Source organism: Methanosalsum zhilinae DSM 4017 (assembly GCF_000217995.1).
Lineage (GTDB): Archaea > Halobacteriota > Methanosarcinia > Methanosarcinales > Methanosarcinaceae > Methanosalsum > Methanosalsum zhilinae.
Genome location: NC_015676.1, coordinates 441,108 through 459,200, shown reverse-complemented (window position 1 = coordinate 459,200; position 18,093 = coordinate 441,108). Strand labels below are relative to the sequence as shown.

At 37.1% G+C, this 18,093-nt stretch carries 17 protein-coding genes; 7 read left to right on the top strand and 10 right to left on the bottom strand.

Annotation, left to right across the window (positions count from 1 at the left end; translation table 11 throughout):
• Positions 1-11 precede the first annotated feature (11 nt).
• The gene (locus MZHIL_RS02085) at positions 12-437 is read right to left on the bottom strand and encodes a hypothetical protein (protein WP_013897722.1); all 426 of its coding nucleotides are present in this window, start codon (positions 435-437) and stop codon (positions 12-14) included.
• A gap of 501 nt (positions 438-938) precedes the next feature.
• Entirely contained in the window at positions 939-1,154 is a 216-nt protein-coding gene (locus tag MZHIL_RS02080; RefSeq protein ID WP_013897721.1) for a hypothetical protein, read from the bottom strand.
• A 245-nt stretch (positions 1,155-1,399) separates the two neighbouring features.
• On the opposite strand from MZHIL_RS02080, the gene MZHIL_RS02075 reads away from it, so the two are divergent.
• Together MZHIL_RS02075 and MZHIL_RS02070 are read left to right on the top strand one after the other, a co-directional pair.
• On the top strand, positions 1,400-1,912 hold the full coding sequence (locus MZHIL_RS02075; protein ID WP_048815602.1) for a shikimate kinase: 513 nt from the start codon (positions 1,400-1,402) through the stop codon (positions 1,910-1,912).
• 34 nt (positions 1,913-1,946) lie between these two features.
• A complete protein-coding gene (locus MZHIL_RS02070; protein ID WP_013897719.1) occupies positions 1,947-2,375 on the top strand; it encodes a universal stress protein in 429 nt (142 codons plus the stop codon).
• 42 nt (positions 2,376-2,417) lie between these two features.
• On the opposite strand, the gene MZHIL_RS10450 is transcribed toward MZHIL_RS02070, so the two are convergent.
• Together MZHIL_RS10450 and MZHIL_RS02065 are read right to left on the bottom strand one after the other, a co-directional pair.
• Complete coding sequence (locus tag MZHIL_RS10450; protein WP_013897718.1) at positions 2,418-2,576, bottom strand: hypothetical protein; 159 nt, start codon at positions 2,574-2,576, stop codon at positions 2,418-2,420.
• A 178-nt stretch (positions 2,577-2,754) separates the two neighbouring features.
• Positions 2,755-3,756, bottom strand: a complete 1,002-nt coding sequence (locus MZHIL_RS02065; protein WP_013897717.1) for a hypothetical protein — start codon at positions 3,754-3,756, stop codon at positions 2,755-2,757.
• A gap of 836 nt (positions 3,757-4,592) precedes the next feature.
• Between MZHIL_RS02065 and MZHIL_RS02060 the strand changes: the two genes are divergently transcribed.
• Positions 4,593-4,778, top strand: coding sequence for an SHOCT domain-containing protein (locus MZHIL_RS02060; RefSeq protein WP_157209615.1), 186 nt, complete (start codon positions 4,593-4,595; stop codon positions 4,776-4,778).
• A 64-nt stretch (positions 4,779-4,842) separates the two neighbouring features.
• On the opposite strand, the gene MZHIL_RS02055 is transcribed toward MZHIL_RS02060, so the two are convergent.
• Positions 4,843-5,790 carry a calcium/sodium antiporter gene (locus MZHIL_RS02055; RefSeq protein WP_013897715.1) on the bottom strand — a complete coding sequence of 316 codons (948 nt, stop codon included), beginning with the start codon at positions 5,788-5,790 and terminating at the stop codon, positions 4,843-4,845.
• A 105-nt stretch (positions 5,791-5,895) separates the two neighbouring features.
• Positions 5,896-7,188 carry a phosphopyruvate hydratase gene (eno, locus tag MZHIL_RS02050; protein WP_013897714.1) on the bottom strand — a complete coding sequence of 431 codons (1,293 nt, stop codon included), beginning with the start codon at positions 7,186-7,188 and terminating at the stop codon, positions 5,896-5,898.
• 309 nt (positions 7,189-7,497) lie between these two features.
• Between eno and MZHIL_RS02045 the strand changes: the two genes are divergently transcribed.
• Positions 7,498-8,664: an ABC transporter permease gene (locus MZHIL_RS02045; RefSeq protein ID WP_013897713.1), complete on the top strand. Its 1,167-nt coding sequence runs from the start codon at positions 7,498-7,500 to the stop codon at positions 8,662-8,664.
• 53 nt (positions 8,665-8,717) lie between these two features.
• Here the strand turns inward: MZHIL_RS02045 and MZHIL_RS02040 are convergent, their stop codons facing one another.
• Positions 8,718-9,884: an ABC transporter permease gene (locus MZHIL_RS02040; RefSeq protein ID WP_013897712.1), complete on the bottom strand. Its 1,167-nt coding sequence runs from the start codon at positions 9,882-9,884 to the stop codon at positions 8,718-8,720.
• A gap of 258 nt (positions 9,885-10,142) precedes the next feature.
• On the opposite strand from MZHIL_RS02040, the gene MZHIL_RS02035 reads away from it, so the two are divergent.
• Positions 10,143-10,520 carry a transcriptional regulator gene (locus tag MZHIL_RS02035; RefSeq protein ID WP_048815601.1) on the top strand — a complete coding sequence of 126 codons (378 nt, stop codon included), beginning with the start codon at positions 10,143-10,145 and terminating at the stop codon, positions 10,518-10,520.
• 273 nt (positions 10,521-10,793) lie between these two features.
• Positions 10,794-12,167, top strand: a complete 1,374-nt coding sequence (locus MZHIL_RS02030; protein ID WP_013897710.1) for a sensor histidine kinase — start codon at positions 10,794-10,796, stop codon at positions 12,165-12,167.
• A gap of 50 nt (positions 12,168-12,217) precedes the next feature.
• Here MZHIL_RS02030 and MZHIL_RS02025 read toward each other — a convergent pair whose 3' ends face one another.
• Positions 12,218-12,658, bottom strand: coding sequence for a PPC domain-containing DNA-binding protein (locus MZHIL_RS02025; protein WP_013897709.1), 441 nt, complete (start codon positions 12,656-12,658; stop codon positions 12,218-12,220).
• A gap of 151 nt (positions 12,659-12,809) precedes the next feature.
• On the opposite strand from MZHIL_RS02025, the gene MZHIL_RS02020 reads away from it, so the two are divergent.
• The gene (locus MZHIL_RS02020; protein ID WP_013897708.1) at positions 12,810-15,524 is read left to right on the top strand and encodes a UPF0182 family membrane protein; all 2,715 of its coding nucleotides are present in this window, start codon (positions 12,810-12,812) and stop codon (positions 15,522-15,524) included.
• A 3-nt stretch (positions 15,525-15,527) separates the two neighbouring features.
• Here the strand turns inward: MZHIL_RS02020 and MZHIL_RS02015 are convergent, their stop codons facing one another.
• Positions 15,528-16,817 (bottom strand): APC family permease, encoded by a 1,290-nt coding sequence (locus MZHIL_RS02015; RefSeq protein ID WP_013897707.1) that lies wholly within the window; start codon positions 16,815-16,817, stop codon positions 15,528-15,530.
• Positions 16,818-16,964: 147 nt separating this feature from the next.
• Positions 16,965-18,074: an FtsZ/tubulin family protein gene (locus MZHIL_RS02010; protein WP_013897706.1), complete on the bottom strand. Its 1,110-nt coding sequence runs from the start codon at positions 18,072-18,074 to the stop codon at positions 16,965-16,967.
• Positions 18,075-18,093 lie beyond the last annotated feature (19 nt).

The following is an 18,093-nucleotide window of genomic DNA, read 5'->3' as shown; positions in this document are numbered from 1 at the left end:
GTATCTGAAAATCACAGGTACATATAGCTATAGATTATTATTCCACCCAAAAACGTAATTGTCCAGGTAGCTGCTATAGATCGCATGTATCCTACTTTTTTCCATTTCCATCTGTTAGCCACAAACAGAGCTGCAAAGATTAGAGTAATAACACCAAGAAGACCATGCAGAGATACAAGCATCACGATTGGAGTTGTCAAAGAAACTCCTACTGAAATCCATAGCTGGAAAAGATTATATGCAGAATATGCCATGTATACAACTGTAATCAGAACCAGAGCAAAAGCTATGGATGCAATTTTTCCATGAGTGTCAATATCTTCTTTTTTCCTATTGCTTCTTTTAAATTTTAGGATGGAATATACTAAAATTATCAAGGCCAGGATCTGTAAAATAAGCGAAACATCTGCAAGCATAATCGACTCAGGTATTGTCATCTATATCTACCCCCATAAACCCTATTCAATAATCTATTTTTGTACACTTATACTTTTCTCTAAAAATTATAATTCCATAGTCCATCAGGGAATTCTCTAAACTTCATTCATCACGGTTGTGTCACTATTTTGCTGTGAACTCTTCTGTACCTCATTTTAATTAGGGTTCAAAGAACAGTGAGAAAAGGCAAAATTATCATTAGCAAAACGCCATGAAAGCATCAACCACCAAAGATGCAGCTATCATCATCAAAAATTTGTACTTGATAAACAAAATCTAATTGGAATTTGACACCTTCGAAACGAGGGGAAAAGCCTGTGGACCTGTGAACATTGGTTCAGGGAATGAAGCGGGAACCATCTGAGTGTTTTGTATTAGGTGTAGTTCACGCCAACAACAACTGGTATTTAAAATATAGGTTTCCACGGTAATAATGGTTATGCAAAACTACCTTTTAAAATGATCTGGCACAGCTTTGTCAAATATCTGAATACATCCCTTTACTTTGGAATAAATTCACCGCACCAAAATACTTTATCTTTATCCTTTAAAGGAACCAGTTCAATTGATTTTCTACCAACATAGTATCTTTCTATCGGCTCTGGATATCTTGTACAATATGCACGGTTTCTTCTTCTTTCAACAAAAAAGCAGTCGCAACATCTTGCATTTTTTAAAAATTCTTTTTTTTCTTCCATCTTTTGTTGATAGCTCATGAAGTTTCCTCATATTAAATTTCATTATATAATCTTCAGATTCATCTAGCAGATATAGATAAGCATTATCAATCATAATATAATTGTTGATTAAACTGGTTTGTTGTAGTTATCTGATCCTCTGGTTTATTGACCTGAGCTGTATATAAAAATTTCAGTGAAAACCTTACTCTATTTTCCAGATGACATTTAATTTTCTATCTACAGCAATAAAGCTAATGTTGTTTGAGCACCAAATAACAGATATGCGAATTTCACTCATTGGAATGGCCGGAGTGGGTAAAAGTACTATTGGTAAAGCACTTGCCAGAAGAATAGGGTGTCAATTCATCGATGTCGATCGTCTCATTATAGCAGATAAGGGGATGAAATTGCAGGAACTGATTGACAGATATGGAGACAATGCACTCATTGAGATTGAGGAAAAGGCGGTAATATCCCTAAATATTGATAACGATTGTGTAATTTCACCAGGAGGAAGTGTTGTGTATTCAGAAAAAGCCATGAAATATCTTAAGGAAAAAACAACAATCGTATTTCTGGATTCACCATTCAAAATTATCGAAGAGAGAATGCGAAATCCTTCAGGAAGGGGGGTAATTGGGTTGAAAAAATATACAATAAATGAAATATTTGAACAGAGATATAAACTTTATCAAAAATATGCAGATATAACTGTAAAAATCGATAAGGCAAGTCGTATAAATGAGATCGTGAACAAGATCTTAAATGAAACAAGCAAAGAAGATAAAACATAATTATTTATCTTTAATTTCAAAAGGGGGTTTTTTTATGGTATTTAAAAAAATATTAATCGCAACTGATGGGTCCACCTGTTCACAGCAGGCAGCAATCAACGGAATCAAAATTGCCAGCTCAACTGGAGCAAAAGTCTATGCTGTCTATGTGATCCACACATCCAGGCTTGCCACCATTTCTGAAGGAAGGGAGTGGGTTCCACCATACGATGTCCTGAAAGAAGTAGGAAAAGAGGCAACATTGAATGTAAGAAAAATGGCCCATGACAAGAATCTGAATGTAGAAACTGTTCTACTGGAAGGAGATCCATGCAAAGAAATACTTGCATTCGCAGATAAAAAAAATGTAGACCTGATTGTTATAGGTACAATGGGTAAAAGCAAGGTATTAAAGGTACTTATTGGAAGTACAGCAGAAAAGATAATAAAGAATTCAAATATTCCAGTACTGATATCAAAATAAAAAAATTAATGTAGATTTATCATGGCCTGACAGGACTACAATTCACCTCAAACGTATAAATGCCTGGCCACCGCAAGAATAGAAGCCTTCTTCTTCCCTTTCTTTTAAATTAATTACATCTTCTTCTGTAAGAACTTCCATTTTTATGTTTATACTTTCATCCATTTCTACTGTTTTCTGTGCCTGTAACATTTCTGCCATTATTCTTCCAAACCTGTACCTTTTATATGATGCATATACACAACAAATCACTGAAACACTCATATATATAATTATCGACCATAGATATTACTTTTGATCATTTATCCCCTTATTACTGCAGGCTTAGCGCAAAGATTCTATACATTTATTATACAAAAGACATTGTAGAGATATTTTTTTACCACATTGAAGGAGAATAATTAAATTCAAACTCATCTAATGACTCAGGAGGTAGACCCATGTTAGTGAGCATTTCTCTGAAAACTTCACGATATTCTTCTTCCGGAATTCTTTCTCCGGTACCAGCTCTTATACTCAGGTCCATACCACCCAGTTTATCCAGCTTAACAGTGTATCTGGCACCATCTACCCTGTAATTAATCTCGTGATTGGGAACTATAAAGTTCATTTTGCCTATCATTTCATTATTTAAGTAAAAGGATTGTGTTGCAAATCCCTCGCCATGTGTTGGAGAAATATTTGAGGTAGTACTTCTTTCGCTTAGATCATTATATATTGACTGGGGATATACAGGTATATTTATGCTTATCTTTGGCTCATTTTCATCCTGAATGTTATCTTTTAGAAGTTCCAAATAATTTCCAGCGATCTGACTGTCTATTTCATAGGTATGCATAAATCTATCAACAATCCAGCTGTTATCTGGCAGGTGTTCTTCTCTAAATAGGGAAAAATAAGGATCTGGACGACTGTAGTTGAAAAAAACTACTGAGGTCTCATCTTCATCAAAAAACATGATTTCCATAAGTGAATCTTGGGTATAATAATGTGTCACGTAATTTAGAAGATATTCATCTCCAAATTGTTCTTTAGCCTCCAAAATTTCAGGAGAATACAATCCTGTTGCATCCTGGACCTTCACATTTACAAAATAGGGTCCTTCAACCAGGTAACCTGCATTCTCTGCACTTAGAAGAATTTCATCATATTCAATGTCACCCAGATTTTGCCCACCGGTTGAATAATATGATGCATGATCAGAGGTAATCAGGACCACAGCAAATGAACCATAAACAAGAGCAATAAGGACGATTAGCAGTATAAGATTCAATATCGATTTTTTAAAAACTGTATAATTCTTATTTTTCCAGATCATTACTGACAGTACAATAAAAACGATACCTAAAATTACCGAAATTATCCCGAGTATACCCATCATGATATGATCCTATCTCCTAAACTTGAGAGCAAACCATGATCTTAAACATGATATCTATTACACTATTACAAATTATGTTTACAGATCTGGCAATACTATATAGACATATCGTGATTTAAAGGTAATCCTAACCTAAGAATGAGATTAAACTATCAGACTATTTATCATCTGAAAAATATGATCTATACGAACTTCGAAACCATACTATCTGAAGGTAATTGGATAATATAGAAATAAAAAAATAGTTTATGTAAATTAGTAATAATAATTGGAGAATTACCCCGAATCTCATATACAGCTGGCGCACATAAGATATCCACAGTTTATGCAAAAATATAGAACATTCCTGTAAAATACTTCTTTCTTAAGGTGCAATCCACAATTGTCACAGAATCTGTTATTATTTACAGACATTTAGTTCTCCTCACTCATATTCCGGTTATGTGTAACATAGTATATTTTTTTAGGATTACTACTTAATAATTCATGGATATAACATAAACGACTGTTACTTTTATGATTCCATCAAAATATTTAATGGGATCAAATCATAGAATGCGATATGCAAAGTCTGCCATGAAATGAAATTAAAATGAACTGGACTGAGAAATTTATGAATAGATTTCACAAAAATACCTTTCAGGTCCAGTAACAGTAATTATCCAGATGGATACGGGATATAATAGGATCAATCATTTATCAGATCAAAGCTTACTATTACATTATAGAATCGTGTTAAATGCTTCACAACTCATGGACACAACAATATGTTTGGAATGACAGAATTTCCCGCTTTTGGCCCCGGCATCATATTGGTAGGGATTTTTTTCTGGTTAATGATCATTATTGGAATAATACTTTTTTTCTTCTGGTTGCTAAGAAAAATTGGATTTAACAGTAATAGATCTTTAGAAGACGATAGTTCTGACAATCTGTCACCTGTTGAAATAGCCAGGATTAGATATGAAAATGGAGAGATCAGCAAAGAAGAATTTGAGATTATAAAAAATAACCTTGATTGAATTTGTGAAATAAAAGTTTCTCTGCATCATTTGTTCTTGAGAAAACATATATCTGCAAATCACCTTACATATACCATATAAAGAGACCGGCAATATAAAATGCATATAATCCCAGAAGAACAAAACCCAGCCATCGATTCAATTTTTTCTGGATAAATGCAGGTATGATCAAAACTATCATTATCAACAGCATTACCGGGAAGTCATAACTTATTGACTGTGGCAATATTGGAATTTCTCTGACAAATGGTGCAACTCCCAGTATCAGCGCAATATCCATGGTATTTGCTCCAATGATGTTTCCAACTGAAAGGTCCTGGTGCTTTTTAATCAGTGCACTGATAGCTGTGATCAATTCAGGAACAGATGTGCCAAATGAGACAAGTGTAAGCCCTATAATTAATTCAGGAATCCCAATAGCATGTGCAAGTTCAACACCGCTGTACACAAGCAACCTGCTTCCAATAATCACAGCTAACGCACCAGTAATGAAATACAGAATATCACCTTTGATGTCACTCATCATTTCTTTTCTGGACCGTGAATTATCCATGTTCCATATTGAGTTCTGGAGCCTGTAATTATAATAAATAAACCCGGCAAATATCAAAAGCAAAAATAGACCGTTTATTGCTGTGAGGGTACCATTTAGAGTAAGGATAATTAAAGCCAGTGCAGATACCAGCATGAAAATGCATTTTTTAAGAATGTGGTTATCTGAAATGGGTATGGTTCTAACAGCAACTACAAATCCCAGTACAAGCCCTATGTTGCAGATAACAGATCCAACTGCATTCCCTACAGCAAGTTCGGTGTGCCCCATGAATGCTGCAATTATAGAAACTAAGAACTCCGGTGCAACGGTAGCAAAGCTTACTATTGTAGCACCAATAATAACTTTAGGAATGCCACACTTGACAGATACGGATACAGAAGAATCTATAAACCAGTCAGCACCCTTTGAAATAATGATTATGCTCAAAATAAAAAGAAGCACCATTAGCATTGCCATAGTGTTTCATAGAGCCGGGCATAATATATTAAACCTCTTTTACTCGAATGAAATATGGATGAGCTAAAATCTTTCAATCCACTCTGTATCATTAAAAATGAAAAATTATAGCTGCACATACTGTGCAGCTTCTCCAAGGTCCTCTTCGATCCTTAGAAGCTGATTATATTTTGCAGTTCTTTCACTGCGTGCAGGAGCACCTGTCTTGATCAGATCGGCGCCCAATGCCACAGATAGATCTGCAATTGTAGAGTCTTCAGTCTCTGCGGAACGATGACTTACCACAACACTGTACCCGCTTCTCTGGGCAAGCAGAGATGCATCAAATGCCTCAGAAAGGGTACCTATCTGATTAACCTTAAGCAGTAAAGCGTTTGCAGCCCCTAGCTCTATTCCACGGGATAACCTATCCACATTTGTTACAAACAGATCATCGCCCACAATCAGAGTCTCCCATGCTTCTGAGGTAAGTGTTGCAAAATCTTCAAATGATTCTTCATGGAAAGGATCTTCTATCAGGATGATAGGATAGGTGTTGATCAGTTCAAGATAATAATCTACCAGTTCGCCTGAACTCATTTTTTTCCCGTCGATAAGATAGTGTCTTCCATCATAGAATTCTGAAGCTGCAGCATCTAATCCAATCGTGACATCTGATTGGGAATATCCAGCATTTTCAACTGCAATCAATAATGCATCCAGTGCATCTATGGTGAGGCTGATCGGCGGAGCAAAACCGCCTTCATATCCCACATTCGTTGACGATGGACCATATTTATCAACCAGTACCCGTTCAAGTTCATGGTAGGTTTCAACACCCATTCGGAGTGCTTCAGCGTAATTTTCTGCACCTTTTGGCTGAATCATAAATTCCTGGATTGCAAGGTCATTGCCGGCATGTTTGCCTCCATTGAGAACATTCATAGTAGGAACTGGTAATGTAAAAGAATTGGTACCCCCAAGATAGCGATACAGTGGTATATTAAGTGCGTCAGCCGCTGCCCTTGCAACTGCCAGGGATACACCAAGTATCGCATTTGCACCGAGGTTCATTTTACTCTCAGTGCCGTCCATTGCAATCATCATTTCATCAATTTCTCTCTGATCCCTCACATCCATTCCAACAAGGTCCGCCTCAATAAGGGTATTTATATTATTGACTGCATCAAGAACTCCTTTCCCGCCATAGCGTTCATCACCGTCTCTAAGTTCCAGTGCCTCATTGGTACCAGTTGATGCTCCGGAAGGAACACTTGCCCTACCAAATCCAGAAAACGATCCATATCCGTCACCTGTATACACATCCACCTCAACTGTGGGATAACCCCTTGAGTCCAAAATCTCTCGTGCATATACTTTTTCTATCTGATATTTGTTTTCTTTACCTACATATGACATTGCATTCCACCATTTAAAGACCGGTAATGTAATACAGTGTTGCAAACGTATATATTGTTACCGCAGGTCAATCTGGTATAACATTTATAATAAATTAATTGTTAAATTCATAAAAGAACAAATTTCTACAAAAACATTCTCTTATATAAGAATTTGACATATAAGAAAGATAAGGGACGAATGATATTTAAAGCTTCGATAATAGATGTTATGATAGAATACTGGGAGGAAATCAGGTAAATAATCATACTGCTTATAAGTGATCAATATTTTTATTTTTTCGTTGCATAATATTTATGAGGTCCTGTTTTGAGCTACGAACTATTCATTGCACTCAGATATATTAGATCAAAAAGGCGCCAGACACTTTTAGCTGTTGCAGCAATAGGCCTTGCAGTCATGATACTGGTAGTTTCACAGGCATTTATGGCAGGTTTTACACAGGAACTGTTTGGAACCACTGTTGATAGAATGTCCCATGTTACGATTTCACCTGAAGACGACAGGGAATATATTTACCTCTACAGAAGTGTCCTTGATGATATAGAAACAATTGACCAGGTAATAGCCACATCTCCCTATCTTGCAGGTGAAGCTTCTATAACATATAAAGATAAAAGTCGAAATGTATTGATAAAAGGAATAGTACCTGAGAGAGAGCATGAAGTGTTCAGAACAGGGGAACATATTATTGAAGGTGATTTTGATGAACTTGTCCGTTCATCAAACACTGCTATTATAGGTAAAGAACTTGCAGAAAGGCTTGATGTCGAAATGGGAGATTCTATCCAGGCATTCTTTCCGGAAGCAAGACCAACTTCACTTAAAATAGTAGGTATTTTTGAAACTAATACACCAGATGACGTGAATCTGGTATACACTTCCATCCATACAGCACAGTATTTTTACAGAACACCTGATGTAATTAACGGAATATCTGTTCGTATTGAAAATATACATAATGACCTTGAAATTGCCCAGGAAATAAACATGATGGGATATGATGCTACAGGATGGAGTGAAGCAAATCCTGAAATACTGCAGACACTGGCAATTGAGAGAATATCAAACAATATCATGTTAAGCCTTATTGCACTGATTGCGTCCTTTGGGGTAGTAAGTACACTGAATATGATTGTTTTAGGTAAGATCCGGGAAATAGGGATACTTATGGCCATGGGAGCATCAAAGAATAGCATAAGGAAAATCTTTATCATACAGAGTACGATACTCGGGTTTATGGGAGCTATCATTGGTGCTGTTGCGGGCATTTTAGCTGCCCTTGCAATTGGAGGATATGATATTCCTGCAGAAGAAACCGCTATTTTTGGAATGACCACCATCCCGGTGGTAATAAGAGCAATAGATATAGTGGTGATCATTACAGGGATATCACTGTTAAATCTTATTTCAGGAATATACCCTGCACAGAAAGCAGCAGCATTTGACCCTGTAGAAGCAATTTCCAGCAGATAACATGAGAAATTTTGATCAGTATCTTTAAAATGCTGGTAGCTTCTAAAATCACTTTACTCTCCTTCAATGGCTTCAACCGGATCAAGCTGTGAAGCCTGCTTTGCTGGAAATACCCCTGCGATCATATTGACAACTATTGCAAAAGCTGCAGCTATAATGAAATTGGATAGCTGTACATCCATTGGAATTTCAGCAATACCAAAATACACCTCCTGTGGAAGTTCAATACGATAAAGACCAATCAATACTGCTGCTAAATATCCAAGGGTACAGCCAATCAAAACGCCAATTATTCCCAGTATAGCTGCTTCTATTACAAAAATAGAGGTTATACTTTTTCTTGAAGCACCCATTGTCATCAACATCCCAATCTCCCTTTTCTTTTCCATAACAACCGTCACAAGTGTATTTGCAATTCCAAAGCCAGCTATTGTATAGATCAACAGATAGAATATCCACATAAGTGTTCTCTGTGTATTAAGTAGCTGGAAAAGTTCACGATTTTCCTCAATCCAACTTACAGCATCAAGGTCTGTGTTCATTTCAATTAAAGCGGCTATATCATCAGCTTCATTAATATCCACAACCCTTACCCTGAGCAGTGAAACAGCACCCTTCTTATCAAAAAAATCCTGTATTCTATCAATTCTTGCATAAACAATATTTTCATCTCGTGGAGTTCCTGTATGTATGATACCCACTACTTCCACAGTTGTACTTCTGCCATCAGGAGCCACCAAACTGGCCCTGTCTCCTATAGACAGTTCCATCTCTTCTGCCAGCCTGTTCCCAATAACCACACCATGGTATACAAAGGACAGTGCATCAAAACTACCTTCAATTATATTCTCACCTGAACGCATAGTTGCATGCTCTGCTTCCGGGTAGATACCTTCAATTGACACTCCAGCCCTGTTGTTCCTGTACTCCATTGCACCGGGTTCAAGTATAACAGAAGATACTGCTGCAACCCCCTCCATCCCAGTAATCTGATCAGCGAAATGCCTGTAAAGATATAAATTGTCTTCATTTTCAGAAGGATTAACAGTTATATGTGGAGATTGTTCAACAGTGGATTGAACAAGCTGATTCTGAAATCCGGATAACATGGACATCATTACCACTATGACCGCTACTGCCAGTGCTACAGCTAATATTGAAAAGAAAGTATGCCTTTTTCTTGCGCCTATATGACGAAATGCGATTATGTGCTCGTACATCAGATCCGTCTCATTTAAAGAATGAAATAAGAACCAGAAATAAACTATTGTACCTGCAATCCTTTAAAATTATTATTAGCTAATATCTGCTTTAACTTTTTTGTAAGAAACATTCTACAATACGCGACCGTGAATGTGAGAATTAGCACTGAATATAATAGATGAGCTATTTGAAATATAGAAGATGAATATTAATGCTGTTAACAATCGATACAGGTACATAAATTATATAAACTTTTGAATATTATGGTCATATACATGGAGGATAAAACACCATTAAACCTAGCTGATCAGGATTTTGAGATCATTGATCTTCTCCAGAGTCTTAATGTCCCAAGAACACAGGCAATTACTATTGCATGCCTTGTGTCCTGCAGGGAACTGACCTCACAAACAATCGAAAGGGCTACCGGTCTTAGACAGCCAGAGGTCAGTGTTGCAATGCGTACTCTTCGTAGGAGAGGATGGATCGAAGAGCGGGATGAAAAGAAAACAAACAATAAAGGAAGACCACTTAAATATTATATGCTGACGGTGCCAATGAGATCAATAGTCGAGACCTTTGAAACCGAATATTTTGAAAAGAAGGAAGAAATGATTGCCACCATAAACCAGTTGAAAGAAATAAAAATATAAAACTGATCTCCTATAATTGCAATTTGTACCGACCAATTGTTGTTTTATTGATAAACGATCTTTTTAAAAAATTAGATTGGGTTTCAGGTCGTTTATTTTGTATTCTCACCTACATTTTAAATAAATTTTTATTAAATTAATTTCGAAACATTCTAAAATGTTGAAGACCACTGTTCAACATTATCTAAAATTATGATAATGATGATGAAAAATACTACCCAACAATATTTCTCTGATTATAAAAACATAATTCTACATACAAAGGGGAAGTATATGCACTCAAATAATTTCAACAAAAACGTACTAGACACCCTTGGCCTGAATGTGGTTCTTCTGGATCCTGATGGAATGGTCGTTTCCTACAATAAACAATGGGAGAAATTTGCAAAAAATAACAATAATCCTTCCCTTAAAAATAGTGATATAGGATCAAATTATCTTGAAGTTACAAAGAAAGCAATGCTTGAAGGAGATAAGTTCGCTGAAAAAGCTTTCGATGGGATAATGAGTATAATCAAGGGTCAATGTAATGAATTTGACCTTGAATACCCCTGCCATTCTCCGAATGAAAAACGTTGGTTCATAATGCATGCCAGAAAATGTATTGGTCAGGACCTTGTCGTTATCTATCATGAAAACATAACTGATCGCAAAATAGCAGAAGAAAAACTTAAAGCCAGTGAGGAAAAGTACAAGAAGCTGGCAGAGTCAACTGATGCTATATTGTGGGAATATGATCTTTTGCAGGATAGGTGGACCTATGTTGCTCCACAGGTTACAGATATTCTGGGCTATCCTCCTGAAAAATGGAATGATATGCAGTTCTGGATGGATCGCATACATCCGGAAGATAAAGAAAATGCTGTAAAATATTTCAGTGAATGTATGGAATGTGGAACTGCACGCCGTTTCGAGTATAGATTTTTCAGAAAAGACAATAGCATTGCATGGATACGTGATGTTTTGAATGTTGATACGATAAACAAAGTCCCGGTAAAACTTCGGGGTTTTATGATCGATATCACAGAACACAAACATCTGGAAGAGTTGAAGAAAAAAGAACTCCTGCTAAAAGAAATACATCATAGGGTCAAAAACAATCTTCAGGTAATAGCAAGTTTACTCAATATGCAATCCCGTAATTTTGACGATGATAAAATAAAAGATGCATTCAGAGATAGTCAAAACAGAATAAGATCAATGTCACTGGCTCATGAAAAATTGTACGGCTCAGAAAAACTGGCAAACATTGAATTGTCAGATTATATTAAAAGCCTGGAAAATTTCATAGTACAAACACATGATACATATAAAACTAAAATATATCTGATCAACGATCTTGATACTGCATATCTTGATATTGACAAAACTATCCCTCTTGGCCTGATCCTGACTGAACTGATGACCAATTCCTTCAAACATGCTTTCCCGAACAGAAGTGAAGGAACTATTTCAATTAAATTTAAAACTCTTGATGACGGGTATCTATTAAATATAAGCGATGATGGTATTGGAATTTCTGATGAGTTTGATGTTGAGACTTCAAAATCACTGGGCCTCAAAATAGTCAACATGCTGGTACAGCAGCTACACGCAAGCATAGAGATGACTAATTCCAATGGTACAGATTATGTGATAAGGTTCTAGATAAAAACCTGAATTCAAACGACAATGATATTTTTTTACCAGAATAAGTCTTAACTATTGAACTCTATTGGAGAAAAACCCCTCTGATTATCATATTTTCTTGATACAGTGATATCATCCAGTTCCATGATAAATATTTCAGCTGTCATGAATGTCCTGGAAGTATCACGCATACATCCAACTTTAACATCCCTGGAGTTACCTATAGCAGTGTGCAGGTGAATTAGTGGTTCATTATTTTGCATCATGATATTGCCACCACCAATAATTTCACCTACATCATTAAACATGGTCTGCACGGTCTCAGGAGGCACCAAAGGTTCCTTTGGACCAGTAACAAGTGTAGATTGTTCGGCTGCACCCAGTATTATGAAAAAAGCAGACCTGATATTTTCTTCAAGTGCCAGACCTTTAAGCTGTTCAATAATATCGTCTCCATGATCCATACGGACAATAAAAATGCGTCCCTGTGTTGCTTTAGAATATTTCATAAATATACCTCGATATTTTAACCATATATAATAGGTCAGTTATGGTTATTCATAAGGGAAAGGTTTTAGAGGATATGCTTCCCTCTACCTAGAAGGAATATTATTCCCTATACAAATGATTTAACAATTATTAATATAGCGTGGTAAACTGATGATTTCAAAACCTATATACATTCTTATTGCACTGATAGCAGTTATATTTGGGATTGGTCCTGCAATGGGTTATTACACCGAATATCTCTGGTATGATATGACAGGGTATTTATCGGTGTTTTTAACTATCCTGAGCTGGAGAGCTTTACTATTCCTGGTAGGTTTTCTTATTGTATTTGCCTTTATCTATCTGAATATTGGAATAGCAAAAAAAACAGTCAAAGCTATACTTGGTGATGGTGAAGAAAAGCATACTGAAATTGACGGGTTGATTGTACCTGGCGCAATAGTACTGTCACTGATATTTGGCCTATCCATAAGCAGTCAGTGGGAGACTATACTACTCTACCTGAATATGGTGCCAGCCGGTATAGAAGACCCTATATTTTCCAGGGATGTTTCTTTTTACCTGTTCCAGCTTCCATTTATGGAAATGATCAGAAACATATTGCTTTCAATGACAATTTTTGTTCTGATATTTACAGGGATCCTGTATCTGTATAAACTGGAAAGTGTACTAAACCCTCAATACAGCACAGAGGCTACAGAATATATAACACCGGACAGTGATATAGTAGAATTTTTAAACAGAATACCATCAAAGGTCCTTATGCATATTTCAGTCCTTATGGGTCTGCTTTTTTTAATAATAGGGTTTGGATTTTATCTTAGCAGATTTGAGATTCTATTTTCACAGATGGGTGTCGTAGCAGGTGCCGGATATACAGATATAAACATCAGACTGCCACTGCTGACAGTAACAGCTGTTATATGTTCTTTGGTAGGTGCTGCACTAATAGCTAATGTCAAACTGAAAAATATCAAAATTCCATTGCTGGGTGTTAGTATAATTGTGATCATGATCCTGCTTACCTCCTTTGCCCCTGCAGCCTATCAGCAGATCAAGGTAGAGCCTACTGAACTTCAGCTGGAAGAGCCATATCTAAGACACAATATTGACTATACAAGAATGGGATATGGACTTTCAGATATTGAGGTAAAGCCTTTTGATTACAATCCAGAGATCACCCGTTCTGCAATTGAAAATAATGAAGACGTGTTATCAAACATTAAAATATGGGATCAGAGAGCACTTCAAAATACATACAGGCAAACCCAGCAGATTCGAACATATTATGAATTCAATGATGTAGATACTGACAGGTACTATGTAAATGGAGAATACAGGCAGTTTATGATATCTGTCAGAGAAATGGATATAACAAACCTTGACCCTTCAGCCAGAACCTGGGTGAATGAGCGACTTGTATACACCCATGGATATGGAGCAGTCATGAATAGTGTAAGTGAAAAAACGGATGATGGAAGGCCTGAGCTTGTACTTCGGGACATACCTCCTCAGGGAGATTTTGATCTCACAAACCCCAGGATCTACTACGGGGAAATGACCCGGGACTATAAGATAGTAAACAGTGGTCAGCCAGAGCTTGACTATCCACAGGCAGAGGGGAATGTATTCACCCATTATGATGGAACTGGTGGAGTGCAGCTTGATTCCATGTTTAAAAGGTTGGCATACATGCTGCGCTTTGGAGATATAAATTTCATTCTCAGCCAGTATATAACTGAAGAAAGCCGGGTGATGTATGATCACCAGATAAACCAGAGAGCTGCCAAAATTGCTCCCTTCCTGGCCTATGAAAGCGATCCATACCCTGTTATCCATGATGGTAAAATATTCTGGATAATAGATGCATACACCATCTCTGATAAATTCCCTTACTCTGAACGCTACAGAACAGGAGCCGGAGATATCAATTATATTCGCAATTCCGTAAAAGTAGTAATAGATGCCTATGAAGGAAATGTAGACTATTATGTAATGGAAAATGAACCCATGATTGATACATATTCACAGATTTTCCCTGATATGTTCAAACCATATGAAGATATGCCGGAAAATCTGAAGAACCACATAAGATATCCAAAAGAATACTTCAGTGTCCAGATGGATATTTATCGAAATTATCATATGACCGATACTGAAACGTTCTACAATAAGGAAGATGCATGGCAGGTCCCAAGGGAATATTACCGTGGAAGTACAATCCAGATGGAACCTTATTACATAATGACCAGGCTTCCAAATGGAGAAGGTATTGAATATATACTCATGCAGCCATTTACACCAAGAAATCGTCAGAATATGATCTCATGGATAGCTGCAAGATGTGATGAACCAAATTATGGACAGCTTATACACTACGAATTCCCAAAAGACAGATTGATATATGGACCAAATCAGATAGAATCCAGAATAGATCAGGACCCTGAAATATCCCAGTTATTCACACTATGGGGACAGCAGGGATCCAGTGTCATTCGAGGAAACCTTCTGGTAGTTCCACTTGACAGCTCAATCCTTTACATTGAACCGGTGTTCATAAGTGCAGATGAAGGAGAGATTCCTGAACTTAGAAGAATAATAGTATCCTCTGGAGAAACAGTTTACATGGGCCTTGACCTGATGACATCATTGCAGGTTCTGCTGGGTGATGAAGTCATTGATGGAGAACCAGTTCCCTTACCAGGAGATGCAAGAGAACTGGCAAACCAGGCACTTGAACATTACAACGCTGCCCAGGACCATTTAAGAGAAGGAAACTGGGCTGGATACGGACAGGAAATGGAACAGGTACGTGACCTTATTGAGCAGATCTCACATATCATGATGGAGGTTGAAGAACAGTGAAGGTCACATATCCTTTTTCCTTTTCAAGTAGAACACCAGCAATAACAGCAGAAAAAGTATAGAAATTCCGTATATCAAAGCAGTTATATCAAGATGCGATAATAAAAAGAGGCACATGATAATTCCTGCAAAGGGAATTATCGGAAATTTGCCGATGCATAAAGGAACTTTAAATTTTCTTATTGAATCAGGGTGTGTATACCTGAGTTTGATCAGACATGCATTGATGACTATGAACACTATAAACATCATAAAATTAGAGATTTTTGCAGCAGCCTCTATGTCCACAATAAAAACAAACACTATAGATATAACTGCTATAATAAATATTGAAATCGCGGGTGTTCTTCTGACTGGGTGAATGTAGGCCAGTTTTGCTGGCAGGGACCTGGAATCTGCCATACCATAAAGTATCCTTGAACCACCAAGCAGCATCAACAAAACTGTATTCGAAGTTGCAAAAAGGGCAATTACGGAAAGAACTATAAAGGCATCATTTCCAAGGGACGCTGCTGCAACTTCTGCCAGAGGTGCGGAAGATTCTGAGAGTGTTTTCCAGTCAACGACACTTACGGCAGAGACTGCAACTGAAATATATAAAATAACTGTAATGACAATAGATAGTATGAGAGCCCGGGGAGTATTGTAAACAGGTTCACGTGTCTCCTGTGCAAGTTTTACTACCTCTTCAAATCCAAGAAATGCAAAAAAAACGAGTGCGGATGCTTCAAATATACCATCGATTGATGGTATCCCGAAGTAATTGACTGAACCTATCAGAGGCAATCCAAGAAAAATCACAAGAAAAAGGCCACTTATCTGTATCACAGTTAGAAAAATTGCTATCCTTGCAGAATATTTGATGCCCATTAAAAGTATTAACGCAAAGAAGATGATATGCATTACTGCTATAGCGATTGAAATGGAGCCGGAAATGTCCATAATTGATGTCAGGTAGCCTGCAAAACCAAGTGCAACTGTAGAACATGCAACAATTTCAACAACAACTATCAGTAATCCTACCGTAAGTCCTGTTCTCTCTCCAAATGCTGTCTTTGCATATTCATACTCTGCTCCAGCCAATGGATACATAGACGAAAGTTCCATATAACTAAATCCGGTAAGTCCAGCAACCATGGATGCTATCAGAAATGAAACCCATACTGCGTTTCCTGCAAGGCCGGCAGCAGCGCCAATAAGGACATAGATACCTGCACCCAGAATACTGCCAACACCAATCAGTGTTATCTCAAGGATTCCAAGCTCACGCTTTAGTTTGATGTCCTCTCCCATCTGCTCCCACATGATAAGTAATCTTATAGTTAGAATGGTTTATTTCAGTTTTGAAAATCTGGTGGGATTAAGAACAAACAGGTTACACCTGGAATAAATAAAAGATAATAGCTGATCATCTAATTAATTTTGAGAGTATAAAAAAAATTAATAGGAGGGTTCGTATCCTTCGATCTGAGAAAATGCTTTGTCCATGTCCTTCTGGGATTCCACACGGGATTTCTTTTCACGTTCCATGTTTATAGCTTCCACAGCAGCAGAATACATTTTTTCAAGTTCTGAGGTGGATTCAAGTGTTAAAACAACAAGCACCTGTGGATATTCACCCTCTCTTATGATTATTCCTTTGAACACATGGCCAATGGCAGATGACAGTTTTTCCACCTCATGGGAAATATCATCAATGTTTAGATATTTCCTGTCACCCTTAATTATGATCATTGCCCTGCTGGCTTCTTCATAAACATCCGTGGAAAACAGAAGGCCTGGAGGTGAAAGAGCTTTCTGAATAGAAGTCTTAACAGACATATCTCCATCATCACCGCCATAAAAGCCAACAGTTGCAAGACCGGCACCACCACTCATCACGGTTTTAAAATCACCAAGATCTGTAACCATCATCATTTCACTATCCAGGGAATCAATAAGGAACAGTATACGCCTGGCGATCATTGAATTGATTCCATCGTATGCAGATTGGACATCACCACCCATCTGTTTTAAAAACTGATTATCTGCAAGTATTATTCCATCAGTACCGCTTTCACGCATCTCGCGCAGAGAAAAAGCAGCATTCTGGAGGTATAATGTACCTTCCTCCCTGAATGGAAGTACAACTATCGAATATACAGGATAATCATACCTCTCTTTGAGTTCCTTTACAAGTAACGGACTAAAAGAAGAACCAGTTCCCCCTGATGCTGATGTTATAACAAAAGCTACATCAAAGCGACCTCTTTCCTCAACTTTTCGCATTATCTGTTCTTTATTATCTTCGAATACCTTCTTACCAATATTTCTATTAGCACCTACGCCATGGAGATGGGGAATATGAATCCTATCCTTTGCTTTTGTAAATTTCATCTCCTTTAGATCATTGATGGCAGTGTTTACTGCAATTGTTTCCACATTGCTCTTGAACTTCTGCTTGGAATAGAACTTTGCAAATTTACTCTTTGAGCCAAAGGACTCCCGGTTCACTGCATCAAGTATTCTATTGCCACACTGCCCATTTCCTATCATCAGTATATTAAGCAAATAATTCCTCCATAGCTAA